The sequence below is a fragment of the Burkholderia sp. 572 genome, from assembly GCF_040545135.1.
Classification (GTDB): Bacteria; Pseudomonadota; Gammaproteobacteria; order Burkholderiales; family Burkholderiaceae; genus Burkholderia; species Burkholderia cepacia.
This window is the reverse complement of the sequence record NZ_JBEPLH010000009.1, coordinates 280,761-297,071: the sequence shown is the minus strand read 5'-3', so window position 1 is coordinate 297,071 and position 16,311 is coordinate 280,761. Positions and strand designations below refer to the sequence as shown.

Annotated in this window: 21 protein-coding genes and 1 tRNA gene; 8 read left to right on the top strand and 14 right to left on the bottom strand. The window is 66.2% G+C overall.

The features are described from left to right. The first annotated feature begins 66 nt into the window (after positions 1-66). The 3 genes from ABIC51_RS19390 to ABIC51_RS19380 all read left to right on the top strand — a co-directional run bounded on the left by ABIC51_RS19390 (position 67) and on the right by ABIC51_RS19380 (position 1,955). The gene (locus tag ABIC51_RS19390) at positions 67-957 is read left to right on the top strand and encodes a LysR family transcriptional regulator (protein WP_027789638.1); all 891 of its coding nucleotides are present in this window, start codon (positions 67-69) and stop codon (positions 955-957) included. Positions 958-1,024: 67 nt separating this feature from the next. Further along, entirely contained in the window at positions 1,025-1,213 is a 189-nt protein-coding gene (locus ABIC51_RS19385; RefSeq protein WP_138143365.1) for a hypothetical protein, read from the top strand. A 256-nt stretch (positions 1,214-1,469) separates the two neighbouring features. Then, the gene (locus ABIC51_RS19380) at positions 1,470-1,955 is read left to right on the top strand and encodes a hypothetical protein (RefSeq protein WP_060357677.1); all 486 of its coding nucleotides are present in this window, start codon (positions 1,470-1,472) and stop codon (positions 1,953-1,955) included. Positions 1,956-2,351: 396 nt separating this feature from the next. Here the strand turns inward: ABIC51_RS19380 and ABIC51_RS19375 are convergent. Further along, positions 2,352-2,436: transfer RNA gene (locus tag ABIC51_RS19375), tRNA-Leu, on the bottom strand. Positions 2,437-2,587: 151 nt separating this feature from the next. Between ABIC51_RS19375 and ABIC51_RS19370 the strand changes: the two genes are divergently transcribed. After that, a complete protein-coding gene (locus tag ABIC51_RS19370) occupies positions 2,588-3,913 on the top strand; it encodes a leucine-rich repeat-containing protein kinase family protein (protein WP_146254715.1) in 1,326 nt (441 codons plus the stop codon). 40 nt (positions 3,914-3,953) lie between these two features. Here ABIC51_RS19370 and ABIC51_RS19365 read toward each other — a convergent pair whose 3' ends face one another. The 8 genes from ABIC51_RS19365 to ABIC51_RS19330 all read right to left on the bottom strand — a co-directional run bounded on the left by ABIC51_RS19365 (position 3,954) and on the right by ABIC51_RS19330 (position 9,395). Beyond that, positions 3,954-4,583 carry a LysE family translocator gene (locus tag ABIC51_RS19365; RefSeq protein ID WP_226160716.1) on the bottom strand — a complete coding sequence of 210 codons (630 nt, stop codon included), beginning with the start codon at positions 4,581-4,583 and terminating at the stop codon, positions 3,954-3,956. A gap of 98 nt (positions 4,584-4,681) precedes the next feature. After that, positions 4,682-4,855, bottom strand: a complete 174-nt coding sequence (locus ABIC51_RS19360) for a hypothetical protein (protein ID WP_021163271.1) — start codon at positions 4,853-4,855, stop codon at positions 4,682-4,684. 31 nt (positions 4,856-4,886) lie between these two features. Beyond that, complete coding sequence (locus ABIC51_RS19355) at positions 4,887-5,333, bottom strand: copper chaperone PCu(A)C (RefSeq protein ID WP_226160715.1); 447 nt, start codon at positions 5,331-5,333, stop codon at positions 4,887-4,889. Between the two features lie 81 nt (positions 5,334-5,414). After that, on the bottom strand, positions 5,415-5,780 hold the full coding sequence (gene copC / locus ABIC51_RS19350; RefSeq protein ID WP_175862161.1) for a copper homeostasis periplasmic binding protein CopC: 366 nt from the start codon (positions 5,778-5,780) through the stop codon (positions 5,415-5,417). Positions 5,781-6,082: 302 nt separating this feature from the next. Further along, positions 6,083-6,460 (bottom strand): DUF2946 domain-containing protein, encoded by a 378-nt coding sequence (locus tag ABIC51_RS19345; protein ID WP_060312688.1) that lies wholly within the window; start codon positions 6,458-6,460, stop codon positions 6,083-6,085. Positions 6,461-6,552: 92 nt separating this feature from the next. Beyond that, positions 6,553-7,047, bottom strand: a complete 495-nt coding sequence (locus tag ABIC51_RS19340) for an SRPBCC family protein (RefSeq protein ID WP_059698308.1) — start codon at positions 7,045-7,047, stop codon at positions 6,553-6,555. Between the two features lie 58 nt (positions 7,048-7,105). Continuing rightward, positions 7,106-7,408 (bottom strand): 2Fe-2S iron-sulfur cluster-binding protein, encoded by a 303-nt coding sequence (locus tag ABIC51_RS19335; protein ID WP_027789629.1) that lies wholly within the window; start codon positions 7,406-7,408, stop codon positions 7,106-7,108. An 82-nt stretch (positions 7,409-7,490) separates the two neighbouring features. Then, positions 7,491-9,395: a sigma-54-dependent Fis family transcriptional regulator gene (locus ABIC51_RS19330; protein ID WP_354006589.1), complete on the bottom strand. Its 1,905-nt coding sequence runs from the start codon at positions 9,393-9,395 to the stop codon at positions 7,491-7,493. A gap of 456 nt (positions 9,396-9,851) precedes the next feature. Here ABIC51_RS19330 and ABIC51_RS19325 point away from each other — a divergent pair, with 456 nt between their 5' ends. From ABIC51_RS19325 to ABIC51_RS19315, 3 genes are all read left to right on the top strand, one after another. Beyond that, entirely contained in the window at positions 9,852-10,043 is a 192-nt protein-coding gene (locus ABIC51_RS19325; protein ID WP_011354307.1) for a DUF2964 family protein, read from the top strand. A gap of 239 nt (positions 10,044-10,282) precedes the next feature. After that, a complete protein-coding gene (locus ABIC51_RS19320) occupies positions 10,283-10,570 on the top strand; it encodes a DUF1488 family protein (protein WP_011354308.1) in 288 nt (95 codons plus the stop codon). A gap of 147 nt (positions 10,571-10,717) precedes the next feature. Continuing rightward, positions 10,718-11,053: a tetratricopeptide repeat protein gene (locus ABIC51_RS19315; RefSeq protein WP_354006588.1), complete on the top strand. Its 336-nt coding sequence runs from the start codon at positions 10,718-10,720 to the stop codon at positions 11,051-11,053. A gap of 90 nt (positions 11,054-11,143) precedes the next feature. Here ABIC51_RS19315 and ABIC51_RS19310 read toward each other — a convergent pair whose 3' ends face one another. Next, positions 11,144-12,445 carry an NCS2 family permease gene (locus ABIC51_RS19310; protein WP_021163282.1) on the bottom strand — a complete coding sequence of 434 codons (1,302 nt, stop codon included), beginning with the start codon at positions 12,443-12,445 and terminating at the stop codon, positions 11,144-11,146. An 819-nt stretch (positions 12,446-13,264) separates the two neighbouring features. Here ABIC51_RS19310 and ABIC51_RS19305 point away from each other — a divergent pair. Then, complete coding sequence (locus ABIC51_RS19305) at positions 13,265-13,543, top strand: hypothetical protein (RefSeq protein ID WP_006480752.1); 279 nt, start codon at positions 13,265-13,267, stop codon at positions 13,541-13,543. 148 nt (positions 13,544-13,691) lie between these two features. Here the strand turns inward: ABIC51_RS19305 and ABIC51_RS19300 are convergent, their stop codons facing one another. From ABIC51_RS19300 to ABIC51_RS19285, 4 genes are all read right to left on the bottom strand, one after another. After that, the gene (locus ABIC51_RS19300; protein WP_027789627.1) at positions 13,692-14,066 is read right to left on the bottom strand and encodes a DUF2917 domain-containing protein; all 375 of its coding nucleotides are present in this window, start codon (positions 14,064-14,066) and stop codon (positions 13,692-13,694) included. A gap of 314 nt (positions 14,067-14,380) precedes the next feature. Further along, positions 14,381-14,758 (bottom strand): DUF2917 domain-containing protein, encoded by a 378-nt coding sequence (locus ABIC51_RS19295; RefSeq protein WP_027789626.1) that lies wholly within the window; start codon positions 14,756-14,758, stop codon positions 14,381-14,383. 251 nt (positions 14,759-15,009) lie between these two features. Then, positions 15,010-15,297 (bottom strand): hypothetical protein, encoded by a 288-nt coding sequence (locus ABIC51_RS19290; RefSeq protein WP_027789625.1) that lies wholly within the window; start codon positions 15,295-15,297, stop codon positions 15,010-15,012. A gap of 79 nt (positions 15,298-15,376) precedes the next feature. Beyond that, entirely contained in the window at positions 15,377-16,282 is a 906-nt protein-coding gene (locus ABIC51_RS19285; RefSeq protein WP_027789624.1) for a metal-dependent hydrolase, read from the bottom strand. Positions 16,283-16,311: the final 29 nt, after the last annotated feature.

The following is a 16,311-nucleotide window of genomic DNA, read 5'->3' as shown; positions in this document are numbered from 1 at the left end:
AACCGAAGCGATATGTTTAACCACTGGCTGGTGAACCCACCCGGCACACCGTGAGAGCACGTACGAATGGAACTCCGGCATCTCCGTTATTTTCTGGCCGTGGCGGCCGCGTCGAATTTCACCAAGGCTGCCGAGGCGCTCGGCATCGGGCAGCCGCCGTTGAGCCAGCAGATCAAGGCGCTCGAAAGCGAGCTCGATGTGGAACTGTTCAGGCGGACCGCGCGCGGCGCCGAGCTGACGCTGGCGGGCGAGGTCTTCGCGCAGGAAGCGCGCCGCGTGCTCGACGCCGCCGAGCGTGCGGTGCGCGCGGCAAGGCGGGCCGCGCGCGGGGAAACCGGGCATCTGCGCGTGGGTTTCACCGGGACGGCGGCGTTCAATTCGAAAGTGTCGGACCTGATCCGGCGCTTTCGGGAAGCGTTTCCGGATGCCGAGCTGACGTTGCAGGAGGCCGCGTCGCGGATGCTGCTGGAGGCGCTGGAGGCCGGGCACCTCGACGTCGCGATCGTGCGGCCGGCACGCCGGGCCGCCGCGACGTTGCGGATGCTCGACTGGGACGACGAACCGATGTTCGTCGCGCTGCCCGTTGCGCACCGGCTGGCGCAGCGGCGGCGGATCGATCTGGTGGAGCTGGCTGACGAGTCGTTCGTGCAGGTGCCGAGGGAGGCCGGCGGCGCGCTGTTCGACCATATCGTCGCCGCATGCAATGCAGCCGGGTTCGAGCCGCGCATGGCGCAGCCTGCGCCGCAAATGGCGTCCGCGGTGACGCTGGTTGCGGCCGGGCTCGGCGTGTCGGTCGTGCCGAAGGCGATTACGCAGGTGCAGGTTGCCGGAGTCGTCTATCGGCCGTTGGCGGGGGATGCGTTGCGGGCACGGCTCGCCATTGCGTCACGATGCGATGAATCGTCGGCGGTGGTCCGGAATTTTCTGATGCTGGCGGGGGAGGATGGGGCGGCGTGAGGGCCGCGGAAACAAAACCGCGAAGCCATGTGCCGTCGCGTTTTTCGAACATGCTTGAAGAGCGATGATGTTGTATTCGACGGGATGTTGGCCTTCGCATTTGAATGACTTCAATATCGACGAAGAAGTACTTTTGTTAATTGTCGTGCGCTGCCGTCTGCAATCTGTCGGTGTTGATCGCGAGATGAAAATGAAGGATGGATTCTGGAATTTTCAATCGATGATCGTCGTGACCGGTTGGGGAGCTTGTCGGTGAGGAATTCACTATTCATTCGCTGCACCACGCAGAAGAGGGTTGCCTGCTTGCACATCGCCAGCCCCTATGATGCCCCCGAGGGTGCCGTGATCGTCTACGATACGACCGATGAATCGACTCGTGGTCAGGCCGAGGTCGTACTGCCCGGACCGTTGTTCGCGAGTGATTACATCAGCCCGAATAGCAGGGTGATGCGCAAGGACGAGAAACCCACGTTGATCGGAAAGGGTAGAAAGGTAACGGGAGTCTGGATCAAATGAAATGGAATGCCTGGTTTTTGATTTCTGGCGCAGTGCTTTCTTGCTGGGGGGCGACAGTTCTGGCCGATCAAGGCAACGCCGATCCGTTCGTCGCGTTTCAGCAGCGGTTCGGCGGCAATCAGGAGTTCGTTTGCACGGCAAAGGGAGGGAAGAAACTTTCCGTCAATGTGGGCGTGCCTCAGGCGGATGCCGATCAGATGAAGGTGGTGCCCCGCCAGGAGTGGGGCAATACCCTGTCGGTCTACCTCTCCGCTGGCGGGGGGAAGCCGATTGATTCGTCATGGGGAACGCCGGCCTTCGATCAATCGATGAAGTTCATGTCGATACGGTTGCGGAACGGCAAGACGCTTGTTTTCGAGCGATTTCGAAATATCCCCGATCCCGATGCGGACGAAAAGCATCTCGATCGCAAACCGTACTTCAATCTGACGATCGATAGCGGAGCAAAGCTGCCTTGCAGTCAGGTCTTCAACTTGTCCTGACGCGTGGCCGGTGGAATCGGATTGCAGGGTCGGCGGCCGCGTCATCGGTACGCGGAACGACATGAATGCCGCATTGAAGTCGACCGGACATCGGTCATTTGCTTCTCTCGGATCGCGGAGAGTGCTGTCCGGAGTGTGGCCGGGCCGTCAGTAAAGAGTGACGCACAGCGTTCCCGACAGCGTCCGATCGAATGGACTTCAAGCTGGAAAGGGGAACGTGCGGTTATCGATGTGGGCCATGCTCCGACAGGTCTTGTCGGCCGGCAATTGGCACATGCCGCGCCAGGCGGACGATGAGGAAGGAACCACGACGAAAACCTCGTTGCGAGGCGGCTGGATCGTCGGAACCGACGCAAGGCGGGGACTGCTGAACTCGAAGCGCGGTAAAACCGCTTCTGGTGCCGACGGCGAGACTCGAACTCGCACAGCTTTCGCCACTACCCCCTCAAGATAGCGTGTCTACCAATTTCACCACGTCGGCACTGCATTGCACTGCAAGGGGCGCAATTGTAGCGTCACATTTCGCGTTTGTGAAGAGGGTGTGACACGATGGGCGGATGCGCGAAAGCGATCCCGGTAGAATTCGGGCGATCGACCCGATGGCCGCCGCAACCGCAACCCGTTTTCTCCGCGTGACACATACCCTCGAACAACTGCAGGCCGGGCAACTGGCCGGCGCACGGCAACTCAAGCTCGCATGCGGGTTGACGGCCTTTCCGCGCGAGATTTTCGATCTCGCCGACACGCTCGAAGTGCTCGACCTGACCGGCAATGCGCTCACCGCGCTGCCGGACGACCTGCCGCGCCTGCATCGCCTGCGCATCCTGTTCGCGTCCGGCAACCGCTTCACCGCGTTCCCCGGCGTGCTCGGCGCGTGCGAACAACTCGACATGATCGGCTTCAAGGCGAACCGGATTCAAACCGTGCCGCGCGGATCGCTGCCGCGCGCATTGCGCTGGCTGATCCTCACCGACAACGCAATCGACGAGTTGCCCGCCGATATCGGCGATTGTTCGCGCTTGCAGAAGCTGATGCTCGCCGGCAACCGGCTGCGCACGCTGCCGGCCGGGCTGGCCGCCTGCCGCGCGCTCGAACTGGTGCGCCTGTCGGCGAATCACCTGGACGAACTGCCGGACTGGCTGCTGCGGATGCCGCGGCTCGCGTGGCTTGCTGCCGCCGGCAATCCGTTCGGTGCGGCACCGGAAGCCGCGGCGTCGGCGGAGCCGGATGTCGCGGACGTCGATTGGGCATCGCTCGCATGCGGGCAGAAGCTCGGTGAAGGCGCATCGGGCGTGATTTACCGCGCGCAATGGACGGCGGATAACCGTGCGCCGCGCGCGGTCGCCGTCAAGCTGTTCAAGGGCGCGGTGACGAGCGACGGCCTGCCCGATTGCGAAATGGCCGCGTGCCTGCATGCCGGCCGCCACCCGAACATGATCCCGGTGATCGGCAAGGTGCGCGGGCACCCGGACGGCACGCACGGCCTCGTGATGGAACTCGTCGATCCCGCGCTGACGAGTCTCGCGGGGCCGCCGAGCTTCGCGACCTGCACGCGCGACGTGTATGCCGACAGCACGGGATTCGAGCCTGCCGCGACGCTGCGGATCGCGCACGGCATCGCGTCGGTCGCGGGCCATCTGCACGAACGCGGCATCATGCACGGCGACCTGTATGCGCACAACATCCTGCACGACGGTGCCGGTGGCGCGTTGCTCGGCGATTTCGGCGCGGCGTCGCTCTACGACGTGAGCGACCGCATGCGCGGTGTGCGGTTCGAACGGCTCGAGGTGCGCGCGTTCGGTTACCTGCTCGGCGAGTTGCTCGATCGATGCGGGCAGCAGGCGTGGGCCGGCCGGCGCGTGCTCGACGCACTGGCGGCAGCCTGTTTGAACGAGGATGTCGACGCGCGGCCGTCGTTCGTGGAGATCACCGCCGCGCTGGCTGCGCAAACACGCTGACGGGACGGCGCGGCAAGTTCGGTCTCGGCAATACGAGCGCTTACGCCTGCCGCGCAGTCAGCAGCTTGATCCCGAGCCCGACGAACAGCAGCCCGCTGGCGCGCTTGAGCGCACGCACCGCGCGGCTCAAGCCGAAGCCGCGATGGAACCGGCGCACGCCGGCCGAATAGACGCTGTGAACGACCACGACGGTGCATGCGATCGTCGCGTACATCACGACGAACTGCAGCGCGAGCGGGCGGTCGTGCACGATGAACTGCGGCATGAACGCCGACAGGAAGATCATCGTCTTCGGGTTGCTGCCCGACACGAACAGCGCTTCGCGGAACAGCTTCCCGCGGTCGGGCGCGGCGAGCTCCGCCGCGCCGGTCGACGCACCGGCCTTGCGCTCGCCGCGCAGTTGCCTGACACCCAGGACCATCAGGTACGCGGCGCCGGCCACCTTCATCGCGACGAACAGCGGCGGCATCGCGGCGAGCACCGCGCCGACGCCGAGTGCGACGAGCACCACGACCACGCCCTGCGCGACGAGATTGCCCGCGATCGTCGCGGCCGTGCCATGCGTGCCGTAGCGCACCGTGTTGCGGATGACGAGCAGCACGTTGGGGCCCGGCGACAGCGTCGTGGCGAGATAGGCTGCGGCAAACAGCATCCAGGTCTGAAAGGACATGCGGCGCTCCGAGAGGCGGTTCCGGCGGGCGGGATGACGCGATGATGCCACGCCAATAAATGGCCCGGGCTTGCCCGGAACCGTGCCGTCGCGGCGCGTCAGCGTGCGTCGCGCATGCAGTACGCGGGGATCGACGGCGGCGTATCGATCGCGGCGGGCCGCGTCATCCACGCGATCCATCCGGCCCATATCCCGCAGACGATCAGCACGGCGACGTTCAGCGGCGTCCGGTAGCGGACGATCAGGTCGGCCAGCGGCAGGCGGTGTTTCATGTGCGTCTCCTTCGATCGGGGGCGGGCGGCGTTACTGGCCGGCGTAGGTCGGCGCCTTGGCGTCGCAGGTCACGGATACCGTCGAGCCGTCCGCGAAACGCAGCCGGAACGGCACCTTCGCGCCGGGCGCGACGGCCTGGCGCGGCTGCTCCAGCATCACGTGATAGCTCTTCGGCTTGAAGGTCACCGTGCCGTGCGCGGGCACTTCGACGGCGTCGACGTGAACCATCTTCGCGGTGCTGCCGTTCGTTTGCGTTTCATGCAGCATCGCCATTCCGTATGCGGGCGTGTCGAGGCCCGTCAGCGTGACGGGCGCGTCGCCGTCGTTCTTCAGCGTGAAGTAGCCGGACGACGGCACGGTCGCCGGCATCGCACGGATCCAGCAGTTTTCTGCCTGTACGGCCGGCGTGGCGAACGTGGCGGGAGCCTGCAGCGCGAGCAGTGCGAACAGCAGGCCGGTCGGAATCGGGCGTTTCATGGTTGGTTCTCCTGATGGGTGGATGCGGCGGCTATCGGCGGCGACGCGCTCGGCACGAAACGCCGATGCGCATCGCGAACGTCATTTCAGCGTGAACGCGTAGTGGCCTTGCGTGCGATGGCCATCGCTGGCCACCGCGGTCCACGTGACCGTGTACGTGCCGGCGGTCAGGCTGGCCAGCGCGACGTGCATGCGTTTCCGGTTGCCGGCGTCGACGGACGATTTCCCGTCGGCGACCGACTGCCCGTGGCTGTCGGTCACGGCGATCGAGCTGAAAGCGGGCTCGAGCGCCTCGCTGAAATCGATCGAGACCGCATGCGGCGCGGTTGAGAGCGTGGCGCCGGCGGCCGGTTCCTGCGTTTTCGGGAGTGCGTGTGCGTGGGCGGCCTGGATCGCGACGAAGCCGAGTGCGGCGAGCGTGGCGCGAATGAAAGTGGCGGTTTTCATGGTTGAGTGTGCGAGTGGCGAATCGGATGAAGCAACACGGATTCGACGGACGGATGCACGCGCACCATCGCAGCAGCACCGATGGCGGCCGACGCCGGCGCGAACCGGCGCGGCCGGGCGTTTGCCCGCAGGCGAATGCCGGCGCGACGGTACGCACCGGCAGCAAGCGGCCGCACGCGCGGTACGACGCCGCGCGCAACACGGTGAGTCATGATCGTCCTTCGAAACGTGACACGTCGCGCACGCCGGCGGCGTGCGCGAGCCGCGCGATGCGCTACGGCATCACGGGCGTTGACGACGAATCAGGACGTGAACGGAGGGGCGCGCGGTTGCGCGGCCGTGAGCGGCAGCGCGCGGCGCAGGCTTTCGAAGCGGGTCGCTTCGCGATGCTGAATGACGTGCACGTTGGCCGCGAACGTCAGTTCGGGCGCGGGCAGGGCGGGCGTATGGGCGAGCAGGCTGCAATAGCCGCATGCCTGGAGGTGGGCCTGCAGGCTCTTTCGCGACGCATCGGCGGAGTGCTCGCCGGTGGCCGGCGCAGCCGTGCAGTAGCCGGCCAGCAGCGTATCGACGCGCTGCTGCGTCGTCAGGGCCTGCGAGATCGTCGGCGCGAGCGCCGTCATCAGGATGGCGAGCATCCCGATCAGACTGCCGATCTTCCGGAGACGACGACTCAGCATGCGATGCGCGGCGGCGTAGGGGCGACGATGGAGCGGATTATGCCACGCACGTCGAGTCGCATGTCGACACGGCCGTGCGGCGTTGCAGCGCGCTACGCGTGCCTGGCCAGGTATTTCGCGATCAGGGTCATCTGCGCGGCCCAGCCCTGATCGTTCATCTCGCGCGCCTTCGCGCGGCGCGTTTCGATCAACTGATCGAAGCCCGTTTCGGTGACCGTGAGCAGCGTGCCGCCGGCCTGCGCCGCGAGCGCGAACGTGACGAGCGTCATCGGCTCGGATGTGTAATCGACATTCGGGTCGATCGCGAACGGATGCCAGCGAAAGGAGAACAGTTGCTTCGGCTCGACGCGATCGACGACGATTTCGAACACAGTGCCCGCATAGGGCTCTTGCGCCTTGGCGACGTCGTCGTCGACGCGGGTCGGCGTGATGCGGCCGAACAGCGGCTGCCCGGCCGCGAACGGCCCGTCAAACGAGACGCCGAACCACTGGCCGAATTCGCCGGAATTGCTGACGGCTTCCCACACGCGGTCGGGCGATGCGTTGAGCAGGGCCTGTTTTTCGATGCGATCGGTTTGCTGGGTCATGACGTTCTCCACACAGGATCAACCTTTGCCGGACGGCACGCGCGACCGCGGGCCGCGTCTAGTCGAGCATGACCGCGTCGGGCACGTCGAGCACGAGGTCCGACGTCGCGACGGCCACGCACGGCAGCGTATAGCCGTCGGCCTTTTCCTCGCGGCTCAGCCCCGGCCATTCGATCGTGTAGCGTACGCTGCCGCTGACGATCCGGCAAAGGCAGCTTCGGCATGTGCCGTTGCGGCACGAACGCGGCAGCGACACGCGCGCGAACGCGGCGGCTTCGAGCAGCGTGAGCGAATCGGGCGCATCGAAGGTCGCGCCGAGCGGCTCGATGCGCACGAGGGGAGGGTGTTCCGGATGGGTCATGGCGAAGGCGGGCGGCGATTCGGCGGCAACGCGCCAAGCATACCCGAACGGGCTGACGGCCGGCGTCGGCCGGCCGCCGGCGTCAATGCCGGCGCAGGTGCCGGTACACGGTATTGCGGGCGAGGCCGAGCTCGCGCGCGGCCGCCGACACGTTGCCGCCATGCCGTGCCAGCACGGCATCGATCACCGCGGCCTGATGGTGTTGCAGCGTCGTGCCTTCGTGCGGGCCGGCCGATGCGGCCGGTGCCGAGGATGACGGCGCCGCCGGCGCGTCGTCGCAGTCGAGCCAGAAATCGTCGGGCAAATGGGTGAGCGTGATTTCGTCTTCGTCCTCGGCCAGCATGCCGGCCGTGCGCAGCACGTTGGTCATCTGGCGCAGGTTGCCGGGCCAGCGGTGGCGCGTGAACGCGTCGAGCACGTCGGCCGCGATGCGGCGCGGCATCGGTTCGCTGCGTGCAAGCCGCGCGAGAATCCGCTCGACGAGCGCGGGCAGGTCCGTGCGTACGGCGAGCGCCGGCAGCGTGACCGCGAGCCCGTTGATCCGGTAGAACAGGTCTTCGCGGAACGTGCCTTCCGCGATCATCGCGCGCAGGTCGCGATGGGTCGCGCAGACCACGCGCACGTCGACGGGCACCGCGCGCGCGCCGCCGAGCGGCATCACCGCGCGTTCCTGCAGCACGCGCATCAGCCGGACCTGCTGCGCGAGCGGCATGTCGCCGATTTCGTCGAGAAACAGCGTGCCGCCATCGGCCTGCACGATCTTGCCGGGGCTGCCGCGCTTGCGCGCGCCGGTGAACGCGCCGTCCTCATAGCCGAACAGCTCGGCCTCGATCAGCGAATCGGGCAGCGCCGCGCAGTTGACCGCGACGAACGGGCCGTCCGCGCGAGGCGATGCCTGGTGCAGTGCGCGGGCGAGCCATTCCTTGCCGGTGCCGGTCTGGCCGAGGATCAACAGCGGCAGGTCGCGCCCGCGGATCTTCGCGACGCGTTCGAGCACGGCGGCCATGCGTGCGTCGCCCGTGTCGAGCGTTGCGAACGTGATCGCATCGGGGTCCGCTGTGCGCACGCGTGCGGCGGGTGCGGGCGGCGTGACGGCGACGGCGGTCTTGTGCGCTTCCGCGAATTCGCAGCGCGCCATTACGCGTACGCCGGTCGACAGCGTGAGGCGGAACATCGCACCGGGTGCGCGTGCCGCCTGCTGCGCGAGCTGGCTGAAGCGCATGCCGAACAGCGCGTCGCTGGCCTGATGTTGCAGTGCGTCGAACGACGCGCCGAGCTGGAATTGTGCGCTGCGGTTCGCGGCGATCAGCCCGCCGTCGAGGCCGAAGGCGACGAGCCCGGCGAACAGCGAATCGACGCATTCCTCGTGCGCATGAAAGCGCAGCCGCAGGGCTTCCGCGCACTGGTTCGCGAACAGGTGGTTCTCGATCAGTTGCGCGGACATCCGCACGAGCGCGAGTGTGTGCGGGCTCGATCCGCGCGGATCGCCGCTGACGTCGAGCGTGCCGAGCGTGCGGCCGAACGGGTCGAAGATCGGCGCGCATGAGCAGGTGAGGATGTGGTTGGCGCGCAGGAAGTGTTCGTCGCCGTGCACGGCGACGGCCTGGCCCGATGCGAGCGCGGTGCCGATCGCGTTGGTGCCGCGTGCGCCTTCCGCCCACGAAACGCCCGTGCACAGCGCGACGCGGTTGGCTTTTTCGATGAAGTCCGCGTCGCCGATGCTGTGCAGGATGACGCCGTCCGCGTCGGTCAGCAGCACGAGGCTTTGCGTGTCGGCGATTTGCGCGTGGAGGTTCTCCATGACCGGGCGGGCGTGCGAGAACAGCGCGTGATTCGTGTCGAGCAGTTCGCGCAGCGCGATGCGCGACAGCGGCGAGAAATCGGGACGTTCGTGCGCGCGCAGGCCGACCGCGGTCGAACGCGCATGCGCCTGCGCGAGCAGGTCGGTGCGACCCGCGGTGGCGGGCAGCACGAAAGGTTGCGGCATGACTTGTCTCCTGTCGACCCGAGTTAGCGCTTTAGCGCTTACTCGGGTCCCATGCTTCGCGGGCGACCCGAGTTGGCTTTTTAGCGCTTACTCGGACCCCATGCTTCGCGGTCGACCCAAGTTAGCACTCGAGCCCCCTGCTTCACGGTCGACCCGGGTTACCACTCCAGCGCCACCTGAGCCCCACGCTCCTCGAATCCGGCCGATCCGGCACACACGTGCTCGCCGGATTCCTCTACCGGTTCCCGCCTGCGCGTGCGGCGCACCATCGACGCGCGAACACCGGCCATCCGGGCACACATCATCATACAAGCGCCGCGTGCGATGTGCGACCGCGTATAAAATCCACTTGCTTTTAAATGCCCGCCTGCAATGATTGAAACGGAGCACGCACGCGCCGTGTTCCGCATTGCAACATGCATGCGACGTGACATGCATCCGTTCGGGAGACGCATCATGGTTCGGACGGAACTGAGAGTCGTGCTGGCGGCCATCGCCACATTCATCATGCTGGGCGGCATTGCCGTGGCGATCCACGGGCTGCTGTTCGATCTGACCGATGCGGTGCGATACGGGGCGGCCGCGATTGCGGTCGGCGCCACGACGGCCGCAATCGCGCTCAACGTCTGGCCCAACGACCCTCACTGACGCCGGTTTCCGAAACGGTGCCGGATGCCGCGCTGATCAGATGAAATGCGCGTCGGAACGACGCACGCCGTAAATTTTGTCTCCCGCGCGAAACCGTCTAAAGTGGAAAGCAACCGGCATGCATTACCCGCGCCATTACCCGCGGGCCGTGCCCCGCCGGCGAGCCCGCGTACATTTCGTCCGGCCGGTGGCGGACGACGGACGCGGTCATTCGTTTTCTACCGGTCGAGGCGGGTCCCATGCAAATCCATTTCACGAACGAGAAGCCCGAGTATTCGGGGCGCGACCTGATGCTTGCGTTCACGGCGTTGGTGAATGGCGAGCGCGTTCAATGTCAGATCACCGCCGAGGCGCTGGAAGACCACTTCGGTGCGGCTTCGCCGCGCTTCGAGGACATGGTCGGTGCCTTCGACCAGCACCGCGACCGTATCGAGGCAGCTGCACGGCGCCTGCTGTCGGAGACGCGCGCGCAATGCGTGACGCTGCGCAGCGGCTACGTCCGCTTCTACGAGGCCAACTGGCGCTGACGACACGACGCCCGTCCTGCTGCGCGCGTCGCTGAACGCCGCGCACGCGAAGACGTTGCCTTTCATGCGATGCCGTTCGGCGGGCCCGGGCGGCATTTTCGTATGCGGGCCGCACCGGATTGCTGCCGCGCCCGGCCGGCTGCTAGTGTGCCGGCACGACCCGGCGTATCGATTCGTCAGGATCGCAGAGAAAATCATTCGAATCAGGCGCTGAAACTCGATCCGGCGAACCGGCTGGCGCTCGAGGCAACGGGCATCGCGGCGATCCGCAGCAACCGGCCCGATGCGGCGGTCGGGATCTTCGAGGGCATGAACCGCGCGTATCCCGACGACGCACACGTGATCGCCAACCTGGCGGTCGCCTATCGCCGCACCGGGCGGGTCGATGACGCGATGCAGTTGTACCGCCGCGTCAAGACGCTGGATCCGCCGCTGGCGCAGCGGCTGTACGACGAGGAACTCAAGGGCGTCGCGACGCCGTGATGCGCGCGGGCGGGCCCGCGCGACCCGCCCAACGAAAACGCCACCCGAAGGTGGCGTTCGTTCGTCGTGCATCGCGCCGAAGCGCGACCGTCACTCGCTGCCGAGATAGAAGAAGCGGAACAGGAACACGGCCGCGATGATCCACACGATCGGCTTGACCGAGCGGGCCTGGCCCGTCAGCAGCTTGAGGCCGCCGTAAGCGATGAAGCCGAACGCGACGCCGTTCGCGATCGAGTACGTGAACGGCATCAGCAGCGCGGTGAGCGCGGCCGGCACGGCTTCCGTTGCATCGTCCCACGGCACCTCGACCATCTCGCGCAGCATCAGGCACGACACGTACAGCAGTGCCGGTGCCGTCGCATACGCCGGCACGACGCCGGCGAGCGGTGCGATGAACAGGCACGCGAGGAACAGCACCGCGACGGTGATGGCCGTCACGCCCGTGCGGCCGCCGGCCTGCACGCCCGATGCGCTTTCGATATACGCGGTGGTCGACGACGTGCCGAGCACCGAGCCCGCGACGATCGCCGTGCTGTCGGCGAGCAGCGCCTTGTTCAGGCGGTTCATCTTGCCTTCGACGAGCAGGCCCGCGCGGTTCGCGACGCCCATCAGCGTGCCGGTCGCATCGAACAGCTCGACGAGGAAGAACACGAGGATCACGTTGATGATGCCGGTCGACAGCGCGGCGCCGATGTCGAGCTTGAACAGCGTCGCATCGATCGACGGCGGCGCGGAGAACACGCCGTGGAACTGGTTGCCGCCGAAGAAGAACGACAGGATCGTCACGCCGATGATGCCGATCAGGATCGCGCCGCGCACGCGCAGGTGGTCGAGCGTGACGATCGTGAAGAAGCCGATGATCGCGAGGATCGTCGTGGGCTTGTGCAGGTCGCCGAGCGTGACGAGCGTGGCCGGGTTGCCGACGATCACGCCCGACGTCTTCAGCGAGATGATGCCGAGGAACAGGCCGATACCCGCGGTGATCGAGATCCGCAGCGATTTCGGAATGCCGTTGACGATCGCCTCGCGCACGCGGAACAGCGTGACGAGCAGGAACAGGCAGCCGGAGATGAACACCGCGCCCAGCGCGGCCTGCCACGTGAAGCCCATCCCCTTGACGACCGTGTACGCGAAATACGCATTCAGGCCCATGCCGGGCGCGCATGCGATCGGGTAGTTCGCGTACAGCCCCATGATGATCGATGCCAGCGCCGCGACGAGGCAGGTCGCGACGAACACGGATTCCTTCGGCATGCCGGCGTCGCCGAGGATCGCGGGGTTGACGAAGATGATGTAGGCCATCGTCAGGAACGTGGTGACGCCCGCGAGTATTTCGGTGCGGAAGTCGGTGCCGGCTTCAGCGAAGCCGAAATACCGCTTGATGGATTCCATGAAGGCGTTTCTCCGGTCGGGTTGTCGTGTTGCTTGTTGTGCCGAATTGTTGTACAGGCAGCGGACGGCGGGCTTAATGTAACCAGCCACTATTGCCCGGCTATCGGCGGATTGTAATAGCGCGGATAGCTCGGACGATATAGTTGGGGGCACGATCGCAAGATCGGTCGGCTGCCTGCGCGCGAACGGTCTGGCAGCCCGGCCGCGCGGCGAAGGCGCGCATTTTACCGGTTCGGGTGGAACGAACCGGAAGAAATGGCGGAAACGGGAGCAAGGCAAGGAGGCGAGGCAAGCGAACGGAGCCGGCCGATGCGTGCGCAACAACGTGCGAAGCGAGTGCAAACCGGACGTGCAAGCGGACGCACAAAGCGGCGCGCGGTGTGGCGCGCGTGGCGGGTGCGGGATGACATCCGGCTGAAACGGAGCGCCCGCATGCTGCACGAACGTGGGGCAGGCAGCACGTGCGCGGCCGGTGCAGAGGCCCGGCAGCGGCGTGCAGCGGCCATTCTTCAGTCCAGGCGGTTGCAGATATCGGGCTATCGTGCGCCGAAGCCGTCCCGCCCGCAACTGTCATGTCGTGATGCGGGGGCGACTGTGGTTTCTGTGTAAAAGATTGCAAGACCCCATCGCATAAACCGGCAAGTCTTTCTAGGATAGATACACCGCGCATGCACACGCCGGCCGGTAATTGCCGACGCGGGGGAGTCGCAGTCCGTGCAGGCCGGGCGGTGAAGTGCGGTCAAGGCCGTTGCGCGTTCGGGCAGGCACGGCCGATTGCGATTGCCCGATGCGGGTTCGTCCGTAATCACGGAGGTCAGCATGTTGAACTGGATCAGCCGTTGGGCGATGCGACACGCCCCCACGCCGGAAAAAACCGCTGCGTCGATGCTCGTGACGGCGCGCATGGAACTGTTCGCTGCCGAACAGCGCGTCATCGACGCGAAATTACAAGCGGATTACTGGCGCACACGTGTGTCATTCCTCGAGGAGGTGCAGAAGCAGGGCATCGATCCGTGGGTGACCTCGCAGGCAGCGCAACGCCCCGACCTCGATTCCACTCCCCGCAGCACGGGCCCGCGTCTCGCCGCCAGCACCTGATGCATCAGCTGCATCGCGGCGCGCGATCGCTCGCGGCACGCACCGGCGTGTCGCGTCATTCGATGCGCACCCGCGGCGCCTCATGCCGCGGGTGCGTCTGTTTTCGGTCGCGGCCGTTCCGCGTCTCGCGTGCCTGACGGCACGTCGCTCATCCACTCCTTCCCGCTATCCCGAAGAGCAAACGTTGCACTTGCGCGAGTGTGCGCCTGAAGCGCTCGCCGCGACGCACGTACGCGGTCGTGAGCGTCGCTTCGGCCGGCCGGTCGGCAACGGTGCCGAGCCAGATGCGTTCGCCGCGTGCGATGCGCAGCACGTCGCCGGGCTGCACCCAGCAATCGTCGACGCTCGGCGGGCGCGTGACCCACAGCGCCGCGCCATGCGTGCGGAGCTCCGCGTCCCGCGGCGCGCGCCAGGTCATCGTCGTGCGCGGCGCGACCGCGAAACGGATCACGACGGTCGGTAACGCGATCGTGCCGGCGTGGCGCCGATCGGGACGGTCAAACAGCGGGCTTGCCTGGTCCATCGTCTTCTCCAGTGATTGAGCCGGATGGATGGCGCGCACCAGAACAAAAAGGCCTCATCCGTTTCCGGCGAGGCCTTGTGTGACATGCGGTACTGCCCGATTGCTAACGCACAAGCGCCTCCCGTGAACCATTCTTTCGAATGTTCATCGATCGATGAATCGAGGTGGAGACGAGCGTGTACGTAGGCATGCGAACGAGTTTGTCTTCGTGGAACGGCGTTGTCAACGACAATTTTCGAGATAGTGCAGGGGATGCGTCGGCGGCTGCGCGCGAGTGGCAGCGTACCCCGATCGCATGCGTCGCGACGCGTTCGTCATGAGCGACTTCGACATCGTTCGCGCAACAGGCTGCGCATTCGTACAAGCGCACGCGCGAGCCATGCACAGTGTCCCGTCGCGTACGCGGTCGTGATCGATGCCTCGGCCGGACGGGTGTCGTCGGTGCTCATCCAGATACGATCGCCGCGCCGCACGCGCAGCACGTCGCCGGTTCGTATCCAGTAATCGTCGACGCTGCCCAGCCGCGTGACCCACAGCGTCGCGTCGTGCACGCGAATCTCGGCATCGTTTTGCGCGCGCCACGCCAGCGTCTTGCGCGGCGCGACCGTGAACTGGATCACGACCCGCGGCAACGCGATCGCATCGGTGCGGCACCGATCGGGGCAGACAACCAGCCGGCTTGCTTGGTCCATCGTCATCTCCATCCGTTGAGCCGGGCGGGATGACGCGCACCAAAACAAAAAGGCCCCATCCGTTTCCGGCGAGGCCTTGTGACATGCGCAACTGAATCTCGATGCTAACGCACAAGCGCCTCCAGTGATCGCCACGGATGGGCGTTCACTCGGTTTTCATGCGCGATGGCGGCGGGCTTGAGCATAAGCATGCGAACGAGTGTGTCGTGGCAGCGCATCAATGTCAACGGAAATTTCGAGATGCGTGACGGTTACGCGTCGCGTTGCGCGAGGCCGTTCACGAGCAGCTCGGACAGCAGGCCCGTCATCCCTTCCGGGTGCGTGGCCGCGCGCGCCTTCAGCTGTTCGACGAGTTCGGCGTTGAGCTTGCATGCGAACGGCACGAGGCCCTGTTCCTGGTCGAGCTTGCGCTGCGCGCGGCGGTCGAGCTTGACGGCTTCTTCGGCACCCTTGCCGAAACGCGCGGAGCTCGACTGCTTCATCGCGTGCGTCAGCTTGAGCGCCTTGTTCTTTTCGAGATCGGTTTTCTTCATGGCCATCGCGGCACCTCCGGGAAATTGAAGCCGCGATTGTACGCATTTCGGCGGGCGCCGCCCGTGGAGCCGGCAAGAAACCCGGTCAGGCGCCCTTCGTCGTGCCCCAGTTGCCGCCGTGCGCAGCCGCCTGTGCGGCCGGCGAGCGGGCGAGGTAGGCGAGCGCCTGTTCGGTCGAGCCTTCGTGATGCGGCGTATAGCCGGGCTTGAAATAGCGCAGCGCCGCGCCGATTACCTTCCAGAACGACGGCAGGTGCCCGCGCCGCGAGCCTTGCCACCACGCGAGCACGAAACCCGGGTAGCGGCCGGCGTCCGGGTCGCGCCGGTACATGAATTTCGCGCCCGTCGTGATGTAGTAGAGCAGCAGCAGGATCACGAACGCCATGTGCACGCAGCGCTCCGGATAGGTGCCACCCATGTGCCGGTAGATGTCGAATGCGACCGTGCGGTGCTCGACCTCTTCCGCGCCGTGCCAGCGCAGCAGGTCGACCATCGTCGGGTCGGCTTTCCCCTCGTCGAGCCCGTGCGCGTTGAGCACCCAGTTGCCGAGATAGCCGAAGAAATGCTCGAGCGACGCGATCACCGCGAGCTGCTGCCGCAGCCAGAAACGCGTGTGGCCGATCTTCAGCCCGAGCGGCTGTTCGCCGAGCACGCGCGTGAACAGCCGGTTGAGCTTTTGCGTGAACGGCTTCGTGTCGATCCCGTGCCGGTCGTAGTAGTGCTTCAGCACGCCGCCGTGCGAACGCGAGTGCACGGCCTCCTGCCGCAGGAAGCCTTCGGCCTCGTCGCGCAGGCGCGCGTCGGTGATCAGCGGCAAGGCCTTGTTGTACACGCGGCAGAACCACAGCTCGCCTTCCGGGAACAGCAGGTTCAGCGTGTTGATGATGTGCGTGCTGCCCGGGTCGTTCGGCACCCAGGTGACCGGCGTGTCGCTGAAGTCGAACTTCACGTGCCGGGCCTTGATCTTGTGATAGTCGGCGGTATCGGTCATCTTTGTCTCCCTGTGCGGCGTCGTGCGCC

Excerpts from the sequence above, each read along its gene's own strand:
- ABIC51_RS19390 (WP_027789638.1), top strand. The coding sequence starts at position 67 with ATGGAACTCCGGCATCTCCGTTATTTTCTGGCCGTGGCGGCCGCGTCG.
- ABIC51_RS19385 (WP_138143365.1), top strand. The coding sequence starts at position 1,025 with ATGTTGTATTCGACGGGATGTTGGCCTTCGCATTTGAATGACTTCAAT.
- ABIC51_RS19380 (WP_060357677.1), top strand. The coding sequence starts at position 1,470 with ATGAAATGGAATGCCTGGTTTTTGATTTCTGGCGCAGTGCTTTCTTGC.
- ABIC51_RS19365 (WP_226160716.1), bottom strand. The coding sequence starts at position 4,583 with ATGTCCTTTCAGACCTGGATGCTGTTTGCCGCAGCCTATCTCGCCACG.
- ABIC51_RS19360 (WP_021163271.1), bottom strand. The coding sequence starts at position 4,855 with ATGAAACACCGCCTGCCGCTGGCCGACCTGATCGTCCGCTACCGGACG.
- ABIC51_RS19355 (WP_226160715.1), bottom strand. The coding sequence starts at position 5,333 with ATGAAACGCCCGATTCCGACCGGCCTGCTGTTCGCACTGCTCGCGCTG.
- copC (WP_175862161.1), bottom strand. The coding sequence starts at position 5,780 with ATGAAAACCGCCACTTTCATTCGCGCCACGCTCGCCGCACTCGGCTTC.
- ABIC51_RS19345 (WP_060312688.1), bottom strand. The coding sequence starts at position 6,460 with ATGCTGAGTCGTCGTCTCCGGAAGATCGGCAGTCTGATCGGGATGCTC.
- ABIC51_RS19340 (WP_059698308.1), bottom strand. The coding sequence starts at position 7,047 with ATGACCCAGCAAACCGATCGCATCGAAAAACAGGCCCTGCTCAACGCA.
- ABIC51_RS19335 (WP_027789629.1), bottom strand. The coding sequence starts at position 7,408 with ATGACCCATCCGGAACACCCTCCCCTCGTGCGCATCGAGCCGCTCGGC.
- ABIC51_RS19330 (WP_354006589.1), bottom strand. The coding sequence starts at position 9,395 with ATGCCGCAACCTTTCGTGCTGCCCGCCACCGCGGGTCGCACCGACCTG.
- ABIC51_RS19325 (WP_011354307.1), top strand. The coding sequence starts at position 9,852 with ATGGTTCGGACGGAACTGAGAGTCGTGCTGGCGGCCATCGCCACATTC.
- ABIC51_RS19320 (WP_011354308.1), top strand. The coding sequence starts at position 10,283 with ATGCAAATCCATTTCACGAACGAGAAGCCCGAGTATTCGGGGCGCGAC.
- ABIC51_RS19310 (WP_021163282.1), bottom strand. The coding sequence starts at position 12,445 with ATGGAATCCATCAAGCGGTATTTCGGCTTCGCTGAAGCCGGCACCGAC.
- ABIC51_RS19305 (WP_006480752.1), top strand. The coding sequence starts at position 13,265 with ATGTTGAACTGGATCAGCCGTTGGGCGATGCGACACGCCCCCACGCCG.
- ABIC51_RS19300 (WP_027789627.1), bottom strand. The coding sequence starts at position 14,066 with ATGGACCAGGCAAGCCCGCTGTTTGACCGTCCCGATCGGCGCCACGCC.
- ABIC51_RS19295 (WP_027789626.1), bottom strand. The coding sequence starts at position 14,758 with ATGGACCAAGCAAGCCGGCTGGTTGTCTGCCCCGATCGGTGCCGCACC.
- ABIC51_RS19290 (WP_027789625.1), bottom strand. The coding sequence starts at position 15,297 with ATGGCCATGAAGAAAACCGATCTCGAAAAGAACAAGGCGCTCAAGCTG.
- ABIC51_RS19285 (WP_027789624.1), bottom strand. The coding sequence starts at position 16,282 with ATGACCGATACCGCCGACTATCACAAGATCAAGGCCCGGCACGTGAAG.